The sequence below is a fragment of the Rhodococcus sp. NPDC057529 genome, from assembly GCF_042802055.1.
Lineage (GTDB): Bacteria > Actinomycetota > Actinomycetes > Mycobacteriales > Mycobacteriaceae > Rhodococcus_F.
The window spans coordinates 120,596-141,074 of the sequence record NZ_JBHVEY010000021.1 but is presented as its reverse complement, the minus strand read 5'-3'; the positions used below and the strand labels follow the sequence as shown (position 1 = coordinate 141,074).

General features: G+C 68.1%; 18 protein-coding genes. 6 read left to right on the top strand and 12 right to left on the bottom strand.

Features of this window, described 5'->3' with window-relative positions:
* Positions 1–36 precede the first annotated feature (36 nt).
* The 7 genes from ACFU5V_RS32915 to infC form a co-directional block, all read right to left on the bottom strand.
* The gene (locus ACFU5V_RS32915; protein WP_378704129.1) at positions 37–435 is read right to left on the bottom strand and encodes a hypothetical protein; all 399 of its coding nucleotides are present in this window, start codon (positions 433–435) and stop codon (positions 37–39) included.
* A gap of 44 nt (positions 436–479) precedes the next feature.
* Positions 480–2,966, bottom strand: coding sequence for a phenylalanine--tRNA ligase subunit beta (gene pheT / locus ACFU5V_RS32910; protein WP_378704127.1), 2,487 nt, complete (start codon positions 2,964–2,966; stop codon positions 480–482).
* Positions 2,967–3,032: 66 nt separating this feature from the next.
* Complete coding sequence (pheS, locus tag ACFU5V_RS32905) at positions 3,033–4,118, bottom strand: phenylalanine--tRNA ligase subunit alpha (protein ID WP_378704126.1); 1,086 nt, start codon at positions 4,116–4,118, stop codon at positions 3,033–3,035.
* 94 nt (positions 4,119–4,212) lie between these two features.
* Entirely contained in the window at positions 4,213–5,022 is an 810-nt protein-coding gene (locus ACFU5V_RS32900) for a TrmH family RNA methyltransferase (protein ID WP_378433899.1), read from the bottom strand.
* 38 nt (positions 5,023–5,060) lie between these two features.
* Positions 5,061–5,450 (bottom strand): 50S ribosomal protein L20, encoded by a 390-nt coding sequence (gene rplT, locus ACFU5V_RS32895; protein ID WP_005247385.1) that lies wholly within the window; start codon positions 5,448–5,450, stop codon positions 5,061–5,063.
* Positions 5,451–5,514: 64 nt separating this feature from the next.
* On the bottom strand, positions 5,515–5,709 hold the full coding sequence (gene rpmI / locus ACFU5V_RS32890) for a 50S ribosomal protein L35 (RefSeq protein ID WP_005247390.1): 195 nt from the start codon (positions 5,707–5,709) through the stop codon (positions 5,515–5,517).
* A gap of 58 nt (positions 5,710–5,767) precedes the next feature.
* The gene (infC, locus tag ACFU5V_RS32885; protein ID WP_072949281.1) at positions 5,768–6,415 is read right to left on the bottom strand and encodes a translation initiation factor IF-3; all 648 of its coding nucleotides are present in this window, start codon (positions 6,413–6,415) and stop codon (positions 5,768–5,770) included.
* A gap of 401 nt (positions 6,416–6,816) precedes the next feature.
* Here infC and ACFU5V_RS32880 point away from each other — a divergent pair, with 401 nt between their 5' ends.
* Entirely contained in the window at positions 6,817–7,200 is a 384-nt protein-coding gene (locus tag ACFU5V_RS32880; RefSeq protein WP_072949283.1) for a DUF1844 domain-containing protein, read from the top strand.
* 1 nt (position 7,201) lies between these two features.
* Positions 7,202–7,615, top strand: a complete 414-nt coding sequence (locus ACFU5V_RS32875; protein WP_378433898.1) for a DUF1801 domain-containing protein — start codon at positions 7,202–7,204, stop codon at positions 7,613–7,615.
* Positions 7,616–7,621: 6 nt separating this feature from the next.
* On the opposite strand, the gene ACFU5V_RS32870 is transcribed toward ACFU5V_RS32875, so the two are convergent.
* Positions 7,622–8,323, bottom strand: coding sequence for a helix-turn-helix transcriptional regulator (locus ACFU5V_RS32870; protein ID WP_378704125.1), 702 nt, complete (start codon positions 8,321–8,323; stop codon positions 7,622–7,624).
* Positions 8,324–8,443: 120 nt separating this feature from the next.
* On the opposite strand from ACFU5V_RS32870, the gene ACFU5V_RS32865 reads away from it, so the two are divergent.
* Positions 8,444–9,190, top strand: coding sequence for an alpha/beta fold hydrolase (locus tag ACFU5V_RS32865; protein WP_378704123.1), 747 nt, complete (start codon positions 8,444–8,446; stop codon positions 9,188–9,190).
* Positions 9,191–9,196: 6 nt separating this feature from the next.
* On the opposite strand, the gene uvrA is transcribed toward ACFU5V_RS32865, so the two are convergent.
* A complete protein-coding gene (gene uvrA / locus ACFU5V_RS32860) occupies positions 9,197–12,190 on the bottom strand; it encodes an excinuclease ABC subunit UvrA (RefSeq protein ID WP_378704122.1) in 2,994 nt (997 codons plus the stop codon).
* A gap of 151 nt (positions 12,191–12,341) precedes the next feature.
* On the opposite strand from uvrA, the gene ACFU5V_RS32855 reads away from it, so the two are divergent.
* The 3 genes from ACFU5V_RS32855 to ACFU5V_RS32845 all read left to right on the top strand — a co-directional run bounded on the left by ACFU5V_RS32855 (position 12,342) and on the right by ACFU5V_RS32845 (position 16,558).
* The gene (locus ACFU5V_RS32855) at positions 12,342–13,031 is read left to right on the top strand and encodes an MBL fold metallo-hydrolase (RefSeq protein WP_378704121.1); all 690 of its coding nucleotides are present in this window, start codon (positions 12,342–12,344) and stop codon (positions 13,029–13,031) included.
* Between the two features lie 168 nt (positions 13,032–13,199).
* Positions 13,200–14,129 (top strand): DoxX family membrane protein, encoded by a 930-nt coding sequence (locus ACFU5V_RS32850; protein WP_378436975.1) that lies wholly within the window; start codon positions 13,200–13,202, stop codon positions 14,127–14,129.
* Between the two features lie 146 nt (positions 14,130–14,275).
* The gene (locus ACFU5V_RS32845; RefSeq protein ID WP_378704119.1) at positions 14,276–16,558 is read left to right on the top strand and encodes a HelD family protein; all 2,283 of its coding nucleotides are present in this window, start codon (positions 14,276–14,278) and stop codon (positions 16,556–16,558) included.
* 141 nt (positions 16,559–16,699) lie between these two features.
* Here ACFU5V_RS32845 and ACFU5V_RS32840 read toward each other — a convergent pair whose 3' ends face one another.
* From ACFU5V_RS32840 to uvrB, 3 genes are all read right to left on the bottom strand, one after another.
* A complete protein-coding gene (locus ACFU5V_RS32840) occupies positions 16,700–17,152 on the bottom strand; it encodes a universal stress protein (RefSeq protein ID WP_005247414.1) in 453 nt (150 codons plus the stop codon).
* A gap of 188 nt (positions 17,153–17,340) precedes the next feature.
* Positions 17,341–18,213: a hypothetical protein gene (locus ACFU5V_RS32835; RefSeq protein ID WP_378704118.1), complete on the bottom strand. Its 873-nt coding sequence runs from the start codon at positions 18,211–18,213 to the stop codon at positions 17,341–17,343.
* A gap of 46 nt (positions 18,214–18,259) precedes the next feature.
* A complete protein-coding gene (uvrB, locus tag ACFU5V_RS32830; RefSeq protein ID WP_378704116.1) occupies positions 18,260–20,422 on the bottom strand; it encodes an excinuclease ABC subunit UvrB in 2,163 nt (720 codons plus the stop codon).
* Between the last annotated feature and the right edge of the window lie 57 nt (positions 20,423–20,479).

Genomic DNA, 20,479 nt, shown 5'->3' with positions numbered 1-20,479 from the left:
ACACAACGTGGTCTCCCGGCGGGACGGAAACCGCGGTCACTGCTTGCCGAGCGACCGCCGGATCTCGTCGAGTTTGGCCTTACCCGCCTTCTCCCGCTTCTCCCACGCGTCCTCCAGAGAGTGCCCCGACGGGCTGTCGTGCGCCAGTTCCGAGGAGCCCGTCGCCGTGCCGAACCGTCCCTCGATCCGCTCACGGACGCGGTCGAACGTCGGGACACCGCCCGGGGTGTAGTCCGGCTCCGGCACCCCCGGCACGACGTGGGGCACGACCTCCGCCGTCACCGGATCCTCGGCCGGAATCGCCGCGCCCACGTCCACGGCCGCGAGAAGTGCGCCGAGCCCCGGACGTCCGGCGGCCACCGCGCGCACGACCTCGAGGAACTCGGCGTCGGTCAACTGACTCGCCGCCGCCACGACGTCGCGCACCTCGGTCATCGCACCGCTCCTCACCGCCTCGGGCCCTCCACCCAGGCTACGGGTCAGCTGCGCAGTTCGGCACCCACCGCGGCGGTCGCCGCGGCGACCGCGGCATCGCGGGCGGCGCTCGCCTCGTCCTCGGTCAGGGTGCGGTCGGTGCCCCGGAATCGCAGTGCGAACGCCAGCGACTTCCGGCCCTCCCCGACCTGCTCGCCCTCGAACACGTCGAACAGCCGGATGTCCTCGAGAAGTTCCCCGCCACCCGACCGCAGGGCGGCCTGGACCTCGGCCGCGGGAACCGCGGTGTCCACGACGACCGCCACGTCCTGAAGGACCGCGGGGAAGGGCGAGACCGTCGGCGCGGGCAGATTCTCCACCAGCGGCAATGCGCTCAGATCGATCTCCACCGCGCTCGTCCGCGGGGGAAGGCCGGCGCGCTCGAGCACTGCGGGGTGCAACTCGCCCGCGTGCCCGACGACGACGCCGTCCACGAGAAGCTCCGCGCCGCGGCCCGGGTGCCACGGCAGGTACTGCGCCGCGCGGAACTCCAGCTCGACACCGGCCGCGGCGGCCACCGTGCGGGCTGCGGCGAACGCGTCGGTGGCGTCGGCTGCGCGTCCCGCGCCCCACGGACCACTCGGCTCACGCTGCCCGGTGAGCACCGCCGCCACGTGCACCGGCTGATCCGGCAGCGACTGCAGCAGCGCCGTGATCTGCTCGTCGGTCGGACGACGGTCCACCGGCAGCGCCGCAACCGGCTTCGTGTCCGCGCCGGGCAGCACGACCTGCGCGATGCCGAACAGCGACAGGTCGCGCTGTCCGCGGGAGACGTTGCGGGCGAGGACCTCGAGCAGACCGGGCAGCAACGTGGTGGCCAGTTCGGGCCGATCCGATTCGAGCGGATTGAGCACCCGGCTGGTGTTCCTGCGCGGATCTTCCGGATCCAGCCCCCACGTGTCGAACACGGCGGTGGGCAGGAAGACGGGGGGAAGGATCTCGACATACCCCGAGAACGCCAGGGCACGGCCGACGGCCCGCTTCCGGCGCTGCGTCGGCGTCAACCCACGTCCCGCGGGGGCCGCGGGCAGCACCGACGGAATCTTCTCGAGACCCTCGAGGCGCAGCACCTCCTCCACCAGGTCGGCCGGCTGCACCAGGTCGGGGCGCCACGACGGCGGGGCCGCGACGAGCTGGCCGTGACCGCTGTCGCTGACCCCGACCTCGACGTTGCAGCCGATCTGCGTCAGGCGGCGCGCCGCGGTGCCCGTGGGGTACTCGACACCCGCGACGCGGTCGGGAAGGTCGATGTCCATGCGGATGGGCCGGTGCGCGGTGACCTCGCCGATGTCGGTGAGCGCCGACTCGACCCGCCCACCGGCGATGTCGACGAGCAGTGCGGCCGCGCGGTCCAGTGCCGCGACGGGGATCTCGGGATCGACGACGCGTTCGAAGCGCTTGCCCGCCTCACTCGTCAGCTTGTGCCTGCGCGCGGTCTTGAACACCGCGAGCGGATCCCACGTGGCCGCCTCGAGCAGGATGTCGGTGGTCCCCGGTCCGACCTCGGTGGACGCACCTCCCATGATGCCTGCCAGCGACACGACTCCCGAGTCGTCGGCGATCACGACGTCCTCGGGGTCGAGGACGCGCTCGGTCTCGTCGAGAGTCGTCAGCTTCTCCCCCGCCACTGCGCGGCGCACGACGAGTTCGCCGCTGACCTTCGCGGCGTCGAACGCGTGCAGCGGCTGGCCCAGTTCGAGCAGAACATAGTTGGTGACGTCGACGGCCGGCGAGATCGGGCGGACACCCGACAGCAGCAACCGGCGCTGTAGCCACCACGGGCTGACCGCATTCGGATCGATACCCGTCACCCGGCGGGCGGCGAACCGCGTCGCCTTCGACTCCGGTTCGACGCGGATCGGCCACGCCTCCCCGTCCACCGGCGACGGCGGCAGCGCGGCGGGGTCGGCGAAGTCCAGGTCGAACCCGCACGCCAGTTCACGGGTGAGCCCACGGACGGAGAAGCAGTAGCCGCGGTCCGGGGTGATGTTGAGTTCGATGACCGTGTCGTGCAGACCCATCAACTCGTTGGCGTCCGCGCCCGGAAGCGCGGTGCCCGGCTCGAGGACGAGGATGCCCGAGTGGTCCTTGCCGATGCCCAGTTCGGCCACCGAGCAGATCATCCCGTCGGAGACCTGCCCGTACGTCTTGCGGGACGCGATGGCGAAACCACCGGGCAGAACTGCACCCGGGAGCGCGACCACCACGAGGTCGCCTTCGGCGAAGTTCCGGGCGCCGCACACGATGCCCTGCGGCTCGGCCGCTCCCACATCGACCTTGCAGAAGCGGATCGGCTTCTTGAACTCGGTGAGCTCGGTGATTTCGAGAACCTTGCCGACCACGAGGGGGCCGTCGACCGGCTCGAGCCGGTCGACTTCCTCGACCTCGAGCCCGACCCGGACGAAACCTGCGTCGAGTTCCTCGGCGGTGACGTCCCAGTCCGGGGTGGCACGCTGCAGGATCTCGGTCAGCCAGGATTGCGCTACTCGCACGTCTGCTCAGCTCTCTCGTTCGTGAAAATGTCGTGACTGTGGGGACGGGATCCGGGTGACGCGAGGTCAGCCCTGGACACCGAAGGGCAGCGTGAAACGCACGTCGCCCTCGACGATGTCGCGCATGTCCGGAATCCCGTTCCGGAACTGGAGTGTGCGCTCGAGCCCCATGCCGAACGCGAACCCGGTGTACACGTCGGGGTCGATTCCGGAGGCGCGCAGGACGTTCGGGTTGACCATTCCGCAGCCGCCCCACTCGACCCAGCCTGCGCCGCCCTTCTTGTTCGGGAACCACACGTCCACCTCGGCGGACGGTTCCGTGAACGGGAAGTAGTTCGGCCGCATCCGGGTGCGGGTCTCGGGGCCGAACAGTGCGCGGGCGAACGCGTCGAGCGTGCCGCGCAGATGTGCCATGGTGAGGCCCTTGTCGACCGCGAGCCCCTCTACCTGGGAGAAGACGGGGGTGTGCGTCGCGTCGAGTTCGTCGGTGCGGAACGTCCGCCCGGGGCACACCACGTAGATCGGCACCTCGCGCGAGAGCATCGTGCGCACCTGCACCGGCGATGTGTGCGTGCGGAGCACCTGCCGCGAACCCTCGGGTGCGAGGTGGAACGTGTCCTGCATCGTCCGGGCGGGGTGATCGGGCAGGAAGTTCAAGGCATCGAAGTTGAAGTGCTCGGTCTCCACCTCCGGCCCCTCGGCGACCTCCCAGCCCATGGCCACGAACACGTCCTCGACCTGCTCGGAGATGATGCTGATCGGGTGGCGGGCACCCACCGGCTGACGCTGCGACGGCAGCGTCACGTCGATGGCCTCGGCCACGAGCACTGCGGCGTCGCGCTCGGCGAGCAGCACGGTGCGGCGCTCGTCGAAGGCCGCGCTGATCCGCGTGCGAGCGACGTTCACGCGCTTGCCCGCGTCGGCCTTCTCCTTGCCCGGCAGGGCTCCGAGTCCGCGGCGAGCGAGGGCGATCGGCGACTTGTCGCCCATGTGCTCGACCTTGGCCTTCGCGAGGTCGTCGAGATCCGCCACCGACGCGAACGCCTTCTCGGCGCTCTCCGCCGCCGCAGTCAAGGCGTCCTCGGTGAGCGCACTCGCATCGACCGCGCCGCCTTCGCCCCCCGTGGAGGCAGCGCCCTCTTTTTTAGCCACGACCGGTGCCACTCCTTAAGTTCTTTCAGTCAACACTCTCGACGAAACCGAAACAGCTCGCCGTCAAATCCTATGCGATCCGATTTTCGCCGTTTCAGCTGTCGGTTCGCTTGCGGTTCTGGACCCGCGCGCTCGAATACAGGCAGATCGACGCGGCCGTCGCCAGGTTGAGGCTCTCGGCTCGACCGTGGATCGGAATCCGCACCCGGTGGTCCGCCCGCGCCGCGGTGGCCGCGTCGAGGCCGTGGGCCTCGTTGCCGAACAACCACGCCGTGGGGCGGGCCAGGAGTTCGTCGGCGTCGTCCAGATCGACTTCGCCGTCCGCCGCCGTGGCGAGCACCTGAATGCCCGCCGCGGTGATGCTGTCGAGAACCGCGGCCGTGTCCCGTTCACGCACCACCGGAAGATGGAAGAGACTTCCAGCGGATGCCCGGACACACTTGCCGTTGTGCGGATCGACGCTGTCGCCCGCGAGAATCGCCGCGTCCGCGCCCACCGCGTCCGCGACCCGGATGACGGTGCCCGCGTTGCCCGGCTCCGCGACCGCGACCGGAACCGCCAGCAGGCGGGTTCCGGGGCCCATCGCCTCGGCCAGCGGAACGTCGAGGAGATCGCACACCGCGACGAGACCCGGCGGGGTCACCGTGTCGCTGAGCGCACGGACCGCCCGGTCCGTCACCAGCGACGTGCGGACACCCGCTGTGTGCGCCCGGTCGATCAGCGTCGAGTACCTTTGCTCCGCGTCCGCGGTGAAGAAGAGGTCGTGCACCGGGTGGGTGGCGAGTGCCTCGCCGACGGAGTTCTCCCCCTCCACCAGGAATCGCCCGACCTTGCGGCGTTCCGCGGTACGCAGCAGCTTGACAGCAGAAACGACCCGTGGGGTGCGCTCGGTGAGCGGGTCCACGGGTCGTTTCCGAGGCTCGAAAGGCCCGGGTGCGAGACTCAGGCTGCTTCTCCGGCCGGAGCGTTCACGTCAGCCGGGAGGGCTGCCTTGGCGAGGGCCACGAGGCCGGCGAATGCCGCGGCGTCGGACACGGCCAGCTCGGCGAGGTTCTTGCGGTCGACCTCGATCTCGGCCAGACGCAGACCCTGGATCAGGCGGTTGTACGTGATGTCGTTCGCCCGTGCAGCGGCGTTGATACGCGTGATCCACAGCTTGCGGAAGTCGCCCTTGCGCGCACGGCGGTCACGGTAGGCGTAGGTCAGCGAGTGGAGCTGCTGTTCCTTGGCCTTGCGGTACAGGCGCGAGCGCTGTCCGCGGTAGCCGCTGGAGGCTTCGAGAATCGAACGACGCTTCTTCTGGGCGTTTACCGCCCTCTTTACGCGTGCCACTGAAAAATCCTGTCAATCTTGGGGCGGTGAGCTGCCCCGGGTGGTCAGTAAAAGGGGTGTCGACTCAGATGTCGAGCAGGCGCTTGATGCGAGGAGTGTCAGCCTTGCTGACGACAGCCACGCCATCGAGGCGACGGGTCACCTTGGTGGCCTTGTGCTCGAGCAGGTGGCGGCGACCGGCCTTCTGGCGCAGGATCTTTCCGCTGCCGGACACCTTGAATCGCTTCGCGGTGCCGCTGTGGGTCTTCGACTTGGGCATGGAGTCCTCAGTTCTTTGGTATCCGGACCGTGATCCGGGTCGTGCTGGTGTAGTCGGACTAGCTGGTCGGCGCTTCGCCGGGCGTAGTGCCGCCCGCCTGCTCCGCAGGTGTCGCCGGAGCCTGCGCCGGTGCGGGAGTTGCCCGCTGCGCCGGCGGCGCGGCGGCGCTCTCCTGCGCCTTGACACGGGTCTTCGCGCCCTTGTGCGGAGCGAGCACCATCGTCATGTTTCGACCGTCCTGCTTGGCGGACGTCTCCACGAACCCGAGATCCGCGACGTCTGCACCGAGACGCTGCAGCAGCCGGAAACCGAGTTCCGGACGCGACTGCTCACGTCCGCGGAACATGATCGTGACCTTGACCTTGGACCCGGCCTCGAGGAAGCGCACGACGTTGCGCTTCTTGGTCTCGTAGTCGTGATCGTCGATCTTGGGGCGGAGCTTCTGCTCCTTGATGACCGTGAGCTGCTGGTTCTTGCGCGACTCACGAGCCTTCTGCGCGGCCTCGTACTTGAACTTGCCGTAGTCCATGATCTTGCAGACCGGCGGGCGAGCGTCGGGGGCCACCTCGACCAGGTCGAGATCGGCCTCGAGGGCCAAGCGGAGTGCATCTTCAACACGCACGATGCCAACCTGTTCACCTCCGGGTCCGACGAGGCGGACCTCGGGAACTCGGATGCGATCGTTGATGCGGGTCTCAGTGCTGATGGGGCCTCCTAGGTTGAACGGTCTTGTCTCGAGACCGCCGGCAGCCCGTACGCCCGGATTCCCAACAAAAAAGCCCCGCTGCGGCGAATGACTCTCACCATGCGGGGCCCGATGTCGACCGATCAGACGAACTCACGGCTCACGCCGATCCCTCATCTCCTCACACTCGAGGAACCCGAGCCGAGTAACCTCGGACCGAGCGACCGGACCACTGAGCTGCAGTTTTACCTGCCGCGCAGAGGTGGGAGTCGGACTCCACTTGCTGCCCCCGACAAATCCGAAGGCGGTCGTTGCACCAAGGGTAACATTTGCGCACGTCGCGAGCTAATCGGTGCCGGGACGTTGTGTCCCACGGCCACCTGGCCGCTATGTCATCGGCCGCTGGTGGAATCCTCTAGGGCATGACGGACAACATCGATGACACCCCGAACGACGGCACCGTGAGCGGCGGTGACCAGAATACCGACGTCCGGGAACTGGCCGACGTTCCCTCGGTCGAGGTCATCAGCCGGGCCGCGGTCATGCTCATGAGTTCGGCAGCCGAGAAACTCGGCCTGTCCGACGCCGACCCCGATTCCAGCCCCCACCGCGACCTCGACGAGGCTCGACGAGTCATCACGGCCCTCGCCGGCCTGGTGACCGCGTCCATCGAGTACCTCGGACCGCACGCGGGGCCGATCCGCGAAGGCCTGCAAGCGCTGCAGCGCGCGTTCCGCGAAGCCTCTTCGCACCCGGACGAGCCCGGCAAGGGTCCGGGTGAGAAGTACACCGGCCCCGTGTACTGACATGGCGGGCAGAAACAAGACCGAGCAGACTTCGGCCGGCGTCGACGAGTTCCTCGACACGATCGCCGACCCGGTGAAGCGCGCCGACAGCGCACGGCTGGTGGAATTGCTCACCGCCGCGACGGGAGAGCCCGCCGCGATGTGGGGAACCAGCATCGTCGGATTCGGCTCCCGCCACTACCGGTACGCCAGCGGCCACGAGGGCGACACCGCCCTGATCGGATTCTCGCCGCGGGCGGCGGCACTCACCCTGTATCTCTCCCTCGACTTCGCCGAGCACGAGGCCGAACTCGCCGCGCTCGGCAAGCACAAGGTCGGCAAGGGCTGCCTCTACGTCAAGAAACTCGCCGACGTCGACGAGTCGGTTCTCGTCTCGCTGGTGAACCGATCCGTGGCGGCCGCCCGCGCGCTCTGATCGCCCTCACCGGTCGAACACGGTGCGCGCGTCGGCGGGCGGTTCGCCGAAGAGGTCCGGATCCCGCGGGACGAACGACCGGCCGGTGAGGGTGGCGTCGGAGACCCGGTCCAAGCGGAACCAGCGCACACCCGCCCGCCTCAGGCACCACGCGACGAGGAACCACGACCCCCTCGTGTGCGCCAGAAGGTGCGGTTCGACGACCCGCTCGGTGCGCGCGCCGTCCCGGTCCACATACCGCAGGGACACCATCAGTTCGCGCTGCACACCGTCTTCGACGACGCGTCGGATGCGGGGTTCCGCACTTCCTCCGGCGGCCTCTCGCCGAATCCACACCTTCGCGCCGAGTTGCTCCACCCGCTCCCTCGACTCCGCGTCCATCACGTCGAGCAGCTTGGCGAGCGCGGCCCGCCCGTCGGTCGCGAACGGCGCATCACGGAAGGCCGTGAGGGCGAGAGCGACCGAGACCGCCTGAGCGGGAGTGAAATTCACCGGCGGCAACGTGCCGTTCCCCATGATCCCGTATCCCCCACCCGGTCCGGCAGTGGCCCGGATCGGGGCGCCCGAGGACTGCAGTACGGCGATGTCCCGCTTGATCGTGCGGGCCGTCACCTCGAATTGCGCCGCCAACTGCTCCGCCGTCCGGCCCCGGTCACCCGCGCGGCGCAGTTCTTCCGTCAGGGCGTGGAGGCGTGCGGGGCGGTCCATGAGGGCAGTCTGCCGAACGTCCACGACAATGTCCCGATTCTCGTCGGACCGATTCCGTTATGCGACTGTGACGAATACGGTGACACGCTGATGTCACCGTTGCGGGTTCACTCTTGTCTCATGACTCGGACAAGCGAAGTACACGGCAGCACAGGCACTCACATCATTCTGGTCCCCGGATTCTGGCTCGGTGCCTGGGCCTGGGAGGCAGTGGAATCCGGCCTGACCCGACAGGGGCATCACGTCACCGCGGTGACGTTGCCGGGACTCGACTCCACCGGCAGCGACCGCACCGGCGTCCGGCTGAACGACCACGTCGCCGCGATCACGGAGGCCATCACGGACACACCGTCGCCCGAGCGAGTGGTGCTCGTGGCGCACAGCGGCGCGGGGCCGGTTGCGTATGCGGCGAGCGATCGGGTGCCCGACCGACTCGCCCACATCGTCTACGTCGACTCGGGACCATTGCAGAGCGGTACCGCGCTGCGCGACGATCTCGACCCGGCGGTCGCCGAGATTCCGTTGCCGTCGTGGTCCGAACTCGAGGCCGAAGGCAGCAGTCTCGACGGACTCGACGACGACACGCTCGACACGTTCCGCAACCGGGCGGTGCCCATGCCCGCCGGACCGGCGAGGGACACGGTCGAACTCACCGACAGCAGGCGGCTGGACGTGCCGACCACAGTGATCTGCACCAGTTTCCCGTCGGAGGTCATCCAGCAGATGGCCGCAGCGGGTCATCCGATGGCGGCCGAACTCGCGCAGATCGCGAAGGTCGACTACGTCGATCTGCCGACGGGACACTGGCCGATGTGGTCGCGGCCCGCTGACCTCGCGACCGCGATCGACGCGGCCGCGAGGGTCTGACCGGATTCAGCTGACTGCTGCGGCCTTCTTCGGCGCCCGCTTACGCGGTGTCGCCGTGGTGGCCGCGGCAGTCTTCTTCGCCGACGCGGACTTCCGCGTCGGCGAAGACTTGACTGCCTTCGACTTCGCCGGAACGGGTGCCGGCACCGCGAGGGCATTCTCGAGGAACCGTCCCGTGTAACTCTCCGGAACCTGCGCCACGTCCTCCGGGGTGCCTTGCGCGACGACGGTTCCGCCACCGGACCCGCCCTCGGGCCCCATGTCGATCACCCAGTCGGACGTCTTGATCACATCGAGGTTGTGCTCGATCACGATCACCGTGTTGCCCTTGTCGACCAACCCGTTGACGACCCCGAGCAGCTTCCGGATGTCCTCGAAGTGCAGACCCGTCGTGGGCTCGTCGAGGATGTACACCGTGCGGCCCGTCGAACGTTTCTGCAGTTCGGCGGCGAGCTTCACGCGCTGCGCCTCACCACCGGACAGCGTGGGCGCGGGCTGACCGAGCCGCACGTACCCGAGACCGACCTCGACGAGGGTCTTGAGGTAGCGGTGGATCGACGTGATGGGCTCGAAGAATTCCGCGGCCTCCTCGATCGGCATGTCCAGGACCTCGGCGATGGTCTTGCCCTTGTAATGGACCTCGAGCGTCTCGCGGTTGTACCGGGCACCGTGGCAGACCTCGCACGGCACGTACACGTCGGGCAGGAAGTTCATCTCGATCTTCAGCGTGCCGTCGCCGGAGCAGGCCTCGCACCGGCCGCCCTTGACGTTGAACGAGAATCGGCCGGGCTGGTAGCCGCGCACCTTCGACTCGGTGGTGGCGGCGAACAGGGTGCGGATCTTGTCGAACACCCCGGTGTAGGTGGCCGCGTTGGACCGCGGGGTGCGGCCGATCGGCGACTGGTCGACCTGCACGAGCTTGTCCAGCTGGTCGAGCCCGTTGATGCGGGTGTGCCTGCCGGGCACCTGACGCGCGCCGTTGAGCTTGTTCGCCATGACCGTCGCGAGGATGTCGTTGACGAGCGTCGACTTGCCGGACCCGGACACGCCGGTGACCGACGTGAGCACGCCCAGCGGGAAGCTGACGTCGATGCCGCCGAGGTTGTGTTCACGCGCGCCGACGACCGTGACCTGCCGCTTGCGATCGACCGGACGGCGGATCGCGGGAATCTCGATGTGACTGCGGCCCGAGAGGTAGGCGCCGGTGAGGGATTCCTCGCAGTCCAGCAGTTCCTGGTACGGCCCACTGTGGACGACCTTGCCGCCGTGCTCGCCGGCGAGCGGTCCGATGTCGACCACCCAGTCGGACGTGCGGATGGTGTCTTCGTCGTGTTCGACGACGATCAGCGTGTTCCCGAGATCGCGCAGCCGCGTCAGGGTCTCGATGAGACGCCGGTTGTCGCGCTGGTGCAGGCCGATCGACGGCTCGTCGAGTACGTACAGCACGCCGACGAGACCCGAGCCGATCTGAGTGGCGAGACGGATGCGCTGCGCCTCACCACCGGACAGGGTGCCTGCTGCGCGGGCGAGGGAGAGGTACTCGAGGCCGACGTCGAGAAGGAAGCCGAGGCGGGCCTGGACCTCTTTGAGCACCTGACCGGCGATGGCCTCCTCGCGGCTGCCCAGCGTGAGGCTGTTCAGGAAGTCGGCGCAATCGGAGATCGACAGTTCACAGACCTCGGCGATCGACTTCATCCCGAACTTCTCATTCGCGATCGTGACCGACAGGATCTCGGGACGCAGGCGAGCACCACCGCAGGCGGGGCACGGGGTGTCCCGCATGTAGCCGTCGTAGCGTTCCTTCATCTGGTCGGACTCGGTCTGCTCGAGCCTGCGGTGCAGGAACGGCATGACGCCCTCGAACTCGGCGTAGTAGGAACGGGTACGCCCGTACCGGTTCTTGTAGCGGACGTGGACCTGCTCCTCACTGCCCTCGAGGATCGCCCGGCGCGCCTTCGCCGGGAGCTTGTTCCACGGCGTCTTCATGTCGAAGCCGAGAATGTCGCCGAGACCGGACAGCAGCCGACCGAAGTATTCGGAACTCTGCCCCATCGACCACGGCGCGATGGCCCCGTCCTCCAGCGACAGCTCGGGGTCGGGGACGACGAGATCCGGGTCGACCTCCTTGCGGATTCCGAGACCGGTGCACTCGGGGCAGGCACCGTACGGAGAGTTGAAGGAGAACGACCGGGGCTCGAGGTCGTCGATGGACAGTGCGTGGCCGTTGGGGCACGCCAGCTTCTCCGAGAACCGTCGCTCCCGGTCTGCGGCGTTCTCCTCGCGGTCGACGAAGTCGAGGACGACGATGCCCTCCGCCAGTCGCAGCGCGGTCTCGACGGAATCGGTGAGCCGCTGCTTGGAACCGGCCTTGACGGTGAGGCGGTCCACGACCACCTCGATGTCGTGCTTCTCCTGCTTCTTGAGCTTGGGCGGCTCGGGCAGCGGATACACCACGCCGTCGACCCGCACACGCGAGTAACCCTGCATGTTGAGCTGGTCGAACAGGTCGACGAATTCACCCTTGCGGGTACGCACGACGGGGGCGAGCACCTGGAAGCGGGTGCCTTCCTCCATCTCCAGAACCTGGTCGACGATCTGCTGCGGCGTCTGCCGCGCGATCTGCTCCCCACAGACCGGGCAGTGTGCGGTGCCGGCCCGGGCATAGAGCAGACGGAGGTAGTCGTAGACCTCCGTGATGGTGCCGACCGTCGACCGCGGGTTCCGGTTGGTCGACTTCTGGTCGATGGACACCGCGGGCGACAGCCCCTCGATGAAGTCGACGTCGGGCTTGTCCATCTGACCGAGGAACTGGCGCGCGTACGCCGACAGCGACTCGACGTAGCGTCGCTGGCCCTCGGCGAAGATCGTGTCGAACGCCAGACTCGACTTGCCCGAGCCCGACAACCCGGTGAACACGATCAGGCTGTCGCGGGGCAGATCGAGATCGACCCCTCGCAGATTGTGCTCACGGGCACCCCGCACGATAAGGCGATCCGCCACTCCAAGTCCCTTCATTGTTCGACAGCCGAGGACGCGCGTGGACGCTCAGCCCTCTGGCCGTGCCATGGTAAGCCGGGGCACCGACACGTTCTGGGGGACGGATGGCCGCCCTGCCACTCACCTGCCTGTATTCGACGGTAGCCTCCCCATCATGACCGAGCAGCCCATGGTGATAGAAGACTCGTACACCGGCCACGTCTCCCCCGGTTCGGCGCCGCAGCGCCGCACGGTTCCGGGAGCCACGATCACGAAGATGTCCGTCGGCCCCATGGACAACAACGTGTACCTGGTCGTCTGTTCCGCAACCGGAAAATCCGTCCTCATCGACGCCGCCAACGAGGCGGACCGCGTCAACCAACTGATCGGCGAACACGCGCCGTCGCTCGACCTGATCGTCACCACGCACCAGCACGGCGACCACTGGCTGGCGCTCGAGGACGTCGCGGCGGCCACCCGCGTGGACACCGCAGCCCACCCACTCGACGCCGACGCACTGCCCGTCCGGCCCGACCGCCTCCTCGAGGACGGCGACACCGTCACCGTCGGAGACGTCACCCTCGACGTGATTCACCTCGCCGGCCACACCCCCGGCTCCGTCGCGCTCGCGCTCACCGAGGCAGGCGGCGGACGCACCCACCTGTTCACCGGCGACTCCCTCTTCCCCGGCGGCGTCGGCAAGACCGCGGACGCGGACAAGTTCGCATCCCTGCTCACCGACGTCGAAACGAAGCTCTTCGGTCGCTACGGCGACGACACCGTCGTCTACCCCGGCCACGGAGACGACACCACCCTCGGCGCGGAGCGCCCCCACCTCGGGGAGTGGCGCGAACGCGGCTGGTGACCGCATCCGATCGCCGATCGCGCACCGCACGGCCCGCGATTGGCGATCGGCCTCCCTGGGTACTGGTGAATGGGCGGACCGTCGGTCCGGCAACACTGTCGTACGCCGACGACTGCCCAGAACTCTCGTTAGTGTGAGACGGGAGAACTCGAGATTGGGAGGCCAGGAATGCTCGTCCGTCGTATCGCTCGCCCACTGCTGTCCGCGATCTTCATCAGCGGAGGGATCGATGCACTTCGAAATCCGGCGCAGAAAGCACAGGCCGCCGCACCACTGATCGACAAGTCCACCGAGGCGCTTCCCGGGTCCGTCACGCAGAAGATCCCGTCCGACCCGGAGACGTTGGTCAAGATCAATGCCGCCGTGCAGATCGGCGGCGGCGTTCTCCTCGCCACAGGGAAGGCACCGCGCCTCGCGTCGCTCGCGCTCGCAGGCAGCCTCGTGCCCACTACCGTTGTGGGGCACGACTTCTGGAACGAGACCGACCCCGCGAAGAAAGCGGCGCAGCGCACTCAGTTCCTCAAGAACGTCAGCCTGCTCGGCGGACTGCTCATCGCCGCCGTCGACACCGAGGGCAAGCCGTCTCTGGGGTGGCGTGGACGCCGCGCCGCCCGGCATGCACAGGAGACCGTGGCCGCGGCCCTGCCCCTCGGCTCGGGACACGACCATCACGGCGCCGAGATCGGAGAGGCACTGGCGGCGGCGTCGGAGCGCGCCCGGATCCTGTCCGGTGAGGCAGCCGAACGCGGGTCCGGCCTCCTCGAGGTCGCGAAAGAACACGGCGCCGAATTCGCGAAGATCGCGGCGGATCGCGGCGCCGAGTGGGCGGAGGTCGCGAAGGAACACGGCGCCGAATGGGCGGAGGCCGCGAAGGAACACGGCGCCGAATGGGCGGACGTCGCCCGCGAACGCGGCGCGGAACTCGTCGAGGCGGCGAAGGAGCACGGCCCGGAACTGGCCGAGGTCGCCCGCGAGAAGGGCGGCGAATGGGCGGGCACCGCCGCAGAACGCGGTGAGGTGCTGAGCAAGCGGGCCCGCAAGCAAGCGGAAACCGCGCTCGAGAAGGCCAGGGCGAAGCGGGACGAGTTGTCCCACTGACCCGGCCCGCGCCGGATATTCGATCTGATCGGCCCCGGAGATAGCCGCTGACCTGCGATGTCAGCGACACGCCTCCGGGGCCGACTAGACTGTCCAGGCACTTTTGCAGCCGATCCGGTTGCAGCCGAACCAGTCAAGGAGACCTCTTGCCCGACGAGGACACGTCACGCGACGAGCGCGAGCTCGAGCAGCAATACGTGACGATGCTCTACACCCGACTGGACGGCCTTCGCCAGTACGCGGCGAACCGGCTGAGCCGTGTACTGCTCGAAACCGGAGGAACGCCGCAGGCGCGGAGCGAACGCGAGTCCTTCAACCAGCTCTACACCGAAGACCTCGCCAAGTACGACGCCGCCGAGAACGGACTGTGCTTCGGCCGGATCGACCTCGACGGCGAGCACCGCTACGTCGGCAGGCTCGGGATCCTCGACGAGGAGAACGACTACGAGACGATGCTCCTCGATTGGCGTGCGCCCCTTGCCCGCCCGTTCTATCTCGCCACCCCCGCCGCCCCCGACGGCGTCACCCGCCGACGGCACATCCGCACGCGAAGCCGACGGGTGACCGCCGTCAACGACGAATACCTGGACCTGGCGGCCGCGGAGGCCGCGGGCACGGTCACCGGCTCGGACGGCGTCGCGGGTGAGAGCGCGCTGCTCTCGGCGTTGAACGCGGCCCGCACCGGGCAGATGAACGACATCGTCGAGACGATCCAGGGCGAGCAGGACGCCATCATCCGGTCGGAGCACAAGAGCGTGCTCGTGGTCCAGGGCGGCCCCGGAACCGGCAAGACCGCGGTCGCGCTGCACCGCGCCGCGTACCTGCTCTACACGTATCGCCAGCAACTCGCGAAGGCCGGCGTCCTCATCATCGGCCCGAACGCCACGTTCCTCGACTACATCGGCCAGGTGCTGCCGTCGCTCGGCGAGACCGGTGTGCTGCTGTCGACCATCGGTGACCTCTACCCCGGGGTCCGCGCCACCGTCGAGGACAGCCTCGACGCCGGCGAGATCAAGGGCTCGCTCGACATGCTGGACGTCCTCAAGAAGGCGGTCCGGGATCGGCAGGAAGTGCCGTCGCGGCCCGTGGAGCTGACGTTCGACACCTACCGGATCACCCTCGACCGCAAGGTCGTCACCCGTGCTCGTGGCCGGGCGAGGTCGTCCAGGCGACCACACAACCTGGCCCGTCCCATCTTCGTCTCCTCGGTCATCGAGGCGCTCGCGCAGCAACTCGCGGACACCCTCGGCGCCAACGTCGTCGACGGCGGGAACCTGCTGAGCCGGGACGACATCGCCGACATGCGCGACGAGATGCGTGAGGATCCGGACATCATGACGGCGATCAGCGCGCTGTGGCCGGAACTGTCGCCGCAGCAGGTCCTCGCCGAGCTGTACGCCTCGCCGAAGCGGCTGGCCGATGCCGCCCCGAACCTGACCGAAGCGCAACGTGATTCACTGCGCCGTCCCGGATTTCGCGGCTTCAGCGCCGCCGACGCCCCGCTCCTCGACGAGCTGGCGGAACTCCTCGGCGTCGACGACGCCGCCGAGCGGGAGCGCGCCCGTCGCCAGTGGCGGGCACAGATCGCGGATGCCCAGGGCGCCCTGGACATCCTGACGGGTTCGGCGCCGCAGGATCTCGAGGACGAACTGGATCCGGAGATCCTGATGGCCTACGACCTGATCGACGCCAGCCAGCTCGCCGAGCGCCACGACGTCGGGCAGCACCAGACCACCGCGGAACGAGCCGCCGGCGACCGCACATGGACCTACGGTCACGTGATCGTCGACGAGGCGCAGGAACTCTCGGAGATGGCGTGGCGGATGCTGATGCGGCGCATACCGAATCGCTGGATGACGCTGGTCGGCGACACCGCGCAGACCGGCGACCCGGCGGGAACGTCGTCGTGGCAGCGGATCCTCGAACCGTATGTCGCCAAGCGGTGGAAGCTGACGGAACTGACCGTCAACTACCGGACACCGGCGGAGATCATGACGTCGGCCCGGAGGGTTCTCGCCGAGATCGACGCCGAGCAGACCGTGCCGCGGTCGGTGCGCGAATCCGGTTTCGCGCCGTGGACTTTGGAAGTTTCCCAGACCGAACTGGCAGACACCGTGCGCACCTGCGTGTCCCGGGAAACCGGGCCGGGCACCACCGTCGTGATCGGCGGCCACGCCCTCGTCGCCGCGCTCGCGGACCTGCGGTCGGACACCGTCAGCGTTCTCACGGTGCGTGACGCCAAGGGGCTGGAATTCGACTCGGTGCTCATCGCCGAGCCCCAGGACATTCTCGACGAGTCGCCACGGGGAATGAACGACCTCTACGTCGCCCTGACCCGCGCAACCCAACGACTCGGTGTGGTGCACACGAAGACGCTGCCCGCAGTACTGTCCGAACTCGGCCCGGCAGAGGTCGGGATCCTGTCGTGACCGTGGCGGTCGCGGTCGGCTGAGGTCTCGCCCGTTGGAACAGTTCGCCTCGGCGCCGTCGGATTCCGGCCTCACCACCGAGCAGGTGACGCGGGTGTATCTCGATGCCGCCGAGGCGAACTACTGCTGATCGGTCCGGTGTCAGCGCACCGTGTGGACGATGAGGACGTCGGACGTCGACTTGCGTGCGGCATCGGACGGAACCGACCCGAGGAGCCGCCCGGTGAGGGTGTTGAGTCCACGATTGCCGATCACCAGGAGACCGGCCTCGACCTCGTCGACCAGATTCAGCAGCGACTCGACGGGCGCGCCGACGACGGCGCGTTCGACGACCTCCTTGGCGCCGGCGGCGTGGGCGCGTTCCTTCGCGGTGCGCAGGATCTCGTACGTCGGCGCCGAACCGGTGATCTGGTACGCCTCGTCACCGAGCGCGTCGGCGGCCTGCCCGACGTCCTTGGGATCGGCCGGGTAGTACGCGCAGGCGATGATCAGCTTGGCGCCGGCGTCCCCCGCGATGGCGGCAGCCTTCTCGACGGCCAGAAACGACGACTCGGAGCCATCGGTTCCGACGACAACGGTCCGGTAGGCGCTCATTCATTCCTCCATGTCTGCGGTGGTCGATCGGCCGGGGTCCGGACATACGTCATGCCTGGACCCAGCAGCCACTGCGCTGACCCTAGCCGCCTCGGTGCCCTCATAGGTGCATTTGCAACACATGCCACAGGGGATATCCCCGGTGCATGACGGATCACATTTTCGGTGCGCTCGGGCTGTGATCGGTGTCAGCGGGACACGTCGACCTTGGGACCGAACACGCCGGCCGGGAACACGCCCGCCGCGACGATCGCGTCACGCCACGGCGTCGCGAGTTCGACGAGCCGGGCCGCCCCGTCCTCCCCCAGTGCCGCCCACGGGGCCAGCGCGAGATCGTCGGTGAGATCCTCGACCAGTTCCCGCAGCTCCTTGCCCTCGGCGGTGAGTTCGCCCCGGGCGTCCAGGATTTCCCGGTCACGCAGACTGTCACACGCGGAATCCCACTGATCCTGGGTCCAGGCGCGACGGGTGATCGCGAACTTCTTCTGGAACCCGTACCCGGTCGCGGTGTGGGTGATCAGCGATTCGAGTCCGCTCAGGCCCGCCGTCTGCAGGGCGGCGATGTGACCGTCGCCGCGGTACTCGCGCAGCACGGTGAGGGCGTGCCAGAACGCGACGTGCGGCGCGTCCGGCCACTCCACCTCTGTGTAGCCCGCGCAGAGGGGCCTGCCCTCGACACCCGGGATGCCCCGCGCCGCAATCGACGCCAGTTCGGCCGCCTCGGCCATCTCCGGTGACGTCGTCACCGATTCACCGAGCAGTCGCACATACGCCTCGCCGACCGCCCGGTACCGGGCCTCGACGATCGCCGCGGGCGTGGCCAGACCCCAGGCACGCGGAATGATCGACGCGACCGCGGTGGGGCTGAAGTTGAAGAACGTCGCCGTGACAACGCTGGCACCGACCGCGCCCATCGGCGCGGAACGTCCGGCGAAGTAGGTCATCCGCCCCGGTTCCAACCCCGCCTCGACCAGCCGTTCCTCGACCTCGGGAACGAAATAGCTGAGCGAATGAAGCAATTCCAGGGACCGGGCCGTGCGACCTGCGTTGTGTGCATCCATATGTGCGACCGTACTGCTGTGCGACCGTACCGCCTCGGCGCCCTCGCTATTTCAGGCCCGCGGCATCCATGCCGCGCAACTCCTTGTTCAGATCGGCGATCTCGTCGCGCAGCCGCCCGGCGAGTTCGAACTGCAGATCACGGGCGGCGTTCATCATCTGATCGGTCAATTCCTTGACCAGGTCGGCCAACTCCGCCCTGGGCATCGACTTCGTGTCGCGGCCCTCGTACACGCCGGCGCTGACCGAGCGTCCGGCCTCGCCCTGCGCACGACGCCCGCGGGTGGCGTTGCGTCCGGATCCGCCGACGTCGACACCGGTGGCCGTGTCCTCGGCTTCCTCGTAGACCTGGTCGAGGATGTCGGCGATCTTCTTCCGCAGCGGCTGCGGATCGACGCCCATCTTCTCGTTGTAGGCAATTTGCTTCTCACGGCGCCGCTCGGTCTCCTCGATGGCGTGCTGCATCGAGTCGGTGATCTTGTCGGCATACATGTGCACCTGACCGGAGACGTTACGAGCCGCGCGGCCGATCGTCTGGATGAGGCTGGTCGAACTCCGGAGGAAACCCTCCTTGTCGGCATCGAGGATAGCCACCAACGAGACCTCGGGCAGGTCGAGACCCTCACGCAGCAGGTTGATTCCCACCAGAACGTCGTACTCTCCCAGACGCAGCTGCCGGAGCAGCTCGACGCGGCGCAACGTGTCGATGTCCGAGTGCAGATACCGCACCCGGATTCCGAGTTCGAGGAGGTAATCGGTGAGGTCTTCCGCCATCTTCTTCGTCAACGTGGTGACGAGGACACGCTCGTCGCGGTCCGCGCGTTCACGGATCTCGTGCACCAGGTCGTCGATCTGCCCCTTGGTCGGTTTGACGACCACCTCGGGGTCGACGAGACCGGTCGGGCGGATGACCTGCTCGACGAACTCGCCGCCCGCCTGCCCCAGCTCGTACTTGCCCGGCGTCGCCGACAGATACACCGTCTGCCCGATGCGCTGGGTGAACTCCTCCCAGGTCAGCGGGCGGTTGTCGGTGGCCGACGGCAACCGGAAACCGAACTCGACGAGATTCCGCTTACGCGACATGTCGCCTTCGTACATCGCACCGATCTGCGGGACCGTGACATGTGACTCGTCGATGACGAGGAGGAAGTCCTCCGGGAAGTAGTCGATCAGCGTCGCGGGCGCCGTGCCCGGTCCACGACCGTCGATGTGCCGCGAATAGTTCTCGATGCCGGAGCAGAACCCGACCTGCTTGATCATCTCGAGGTCGTACTGGGTGCGCATCCGGAGCCGCTGCGCCTCGAGCAGCTTGCCCTTGTTCTCGAGGTCGGCGAGCCGCTCCTCGAGTTCGGCTTCGATGTCCTTGACGGCGCGTTCCATCCGCTCGGGACCCGCGACGTAGTGCGTGGCCGGGAAGATGCGCACCGAGTCGACCTTCCGCACGACGTCCCCGGTGAGGGGGTGCAGATAGTACAGCGCCTCGATCTCGTCGCCGAAGAACTCGATCCGCACCGCCAGTTCCTCGTACGAGGGAATGATCTCGACGGTGTCACCGCGCACCCGGAAGGACCCGCGGGTGAACGACAGGTCGTTGCGGGTGTACTGCACGTCGACCAGCAGCCTCAGAAGGGCGTCGCGCGGAACCTCCACACCGACCTCCAGCTGCACCGAGCGGTCGAGGTACGACTGCGGGGTGCCGAGGCCGTAGATGCACGACACGGACGCCACCACGACCACGTCGCGCCGCGAGAGCAGGCTCGACGTCGCGGAGTGCCGCAGACGCTCGACGTCGTCGTTGATCGACGAATCCTTCTCGATGTAGGTGTCGGTCTGCGCGATGTACGCCTCGGGCTGGTAGTAGTCGTAGTACGAGACGAAGTACTCGACGGAGTTGTTGGGCAGCATGTCGCGCAACTCATTGGCCAACTGCGCGGCGAGTGTCTTGTTGGGCGCCATCACCAACGTGGGTCGCTGCACCTTCTCGATCAGCCACGCCGTGGTCGCCGACTTACCGGTACCGGTGGCGCCGAGCAGGACCACGTCCTTCTCACCCGCGTTGATCCGCCGTTCCAAATCCGCGATCGCCGTCGGCTGGTCGCCGGCCGGTTTGTGGTCGCTGACGACCTCGAAACGCGCCTCCGATCGCTCGATCTCCCCGATGGGACGGAACTCGGAATGTGCCACCACGGGGTGCTCGGATGCAAACGCCATGCAACCAGGGTAGGCCGGGGGACCGACAAACTTCCCGGGCGATCTCCGTCGGCTGAA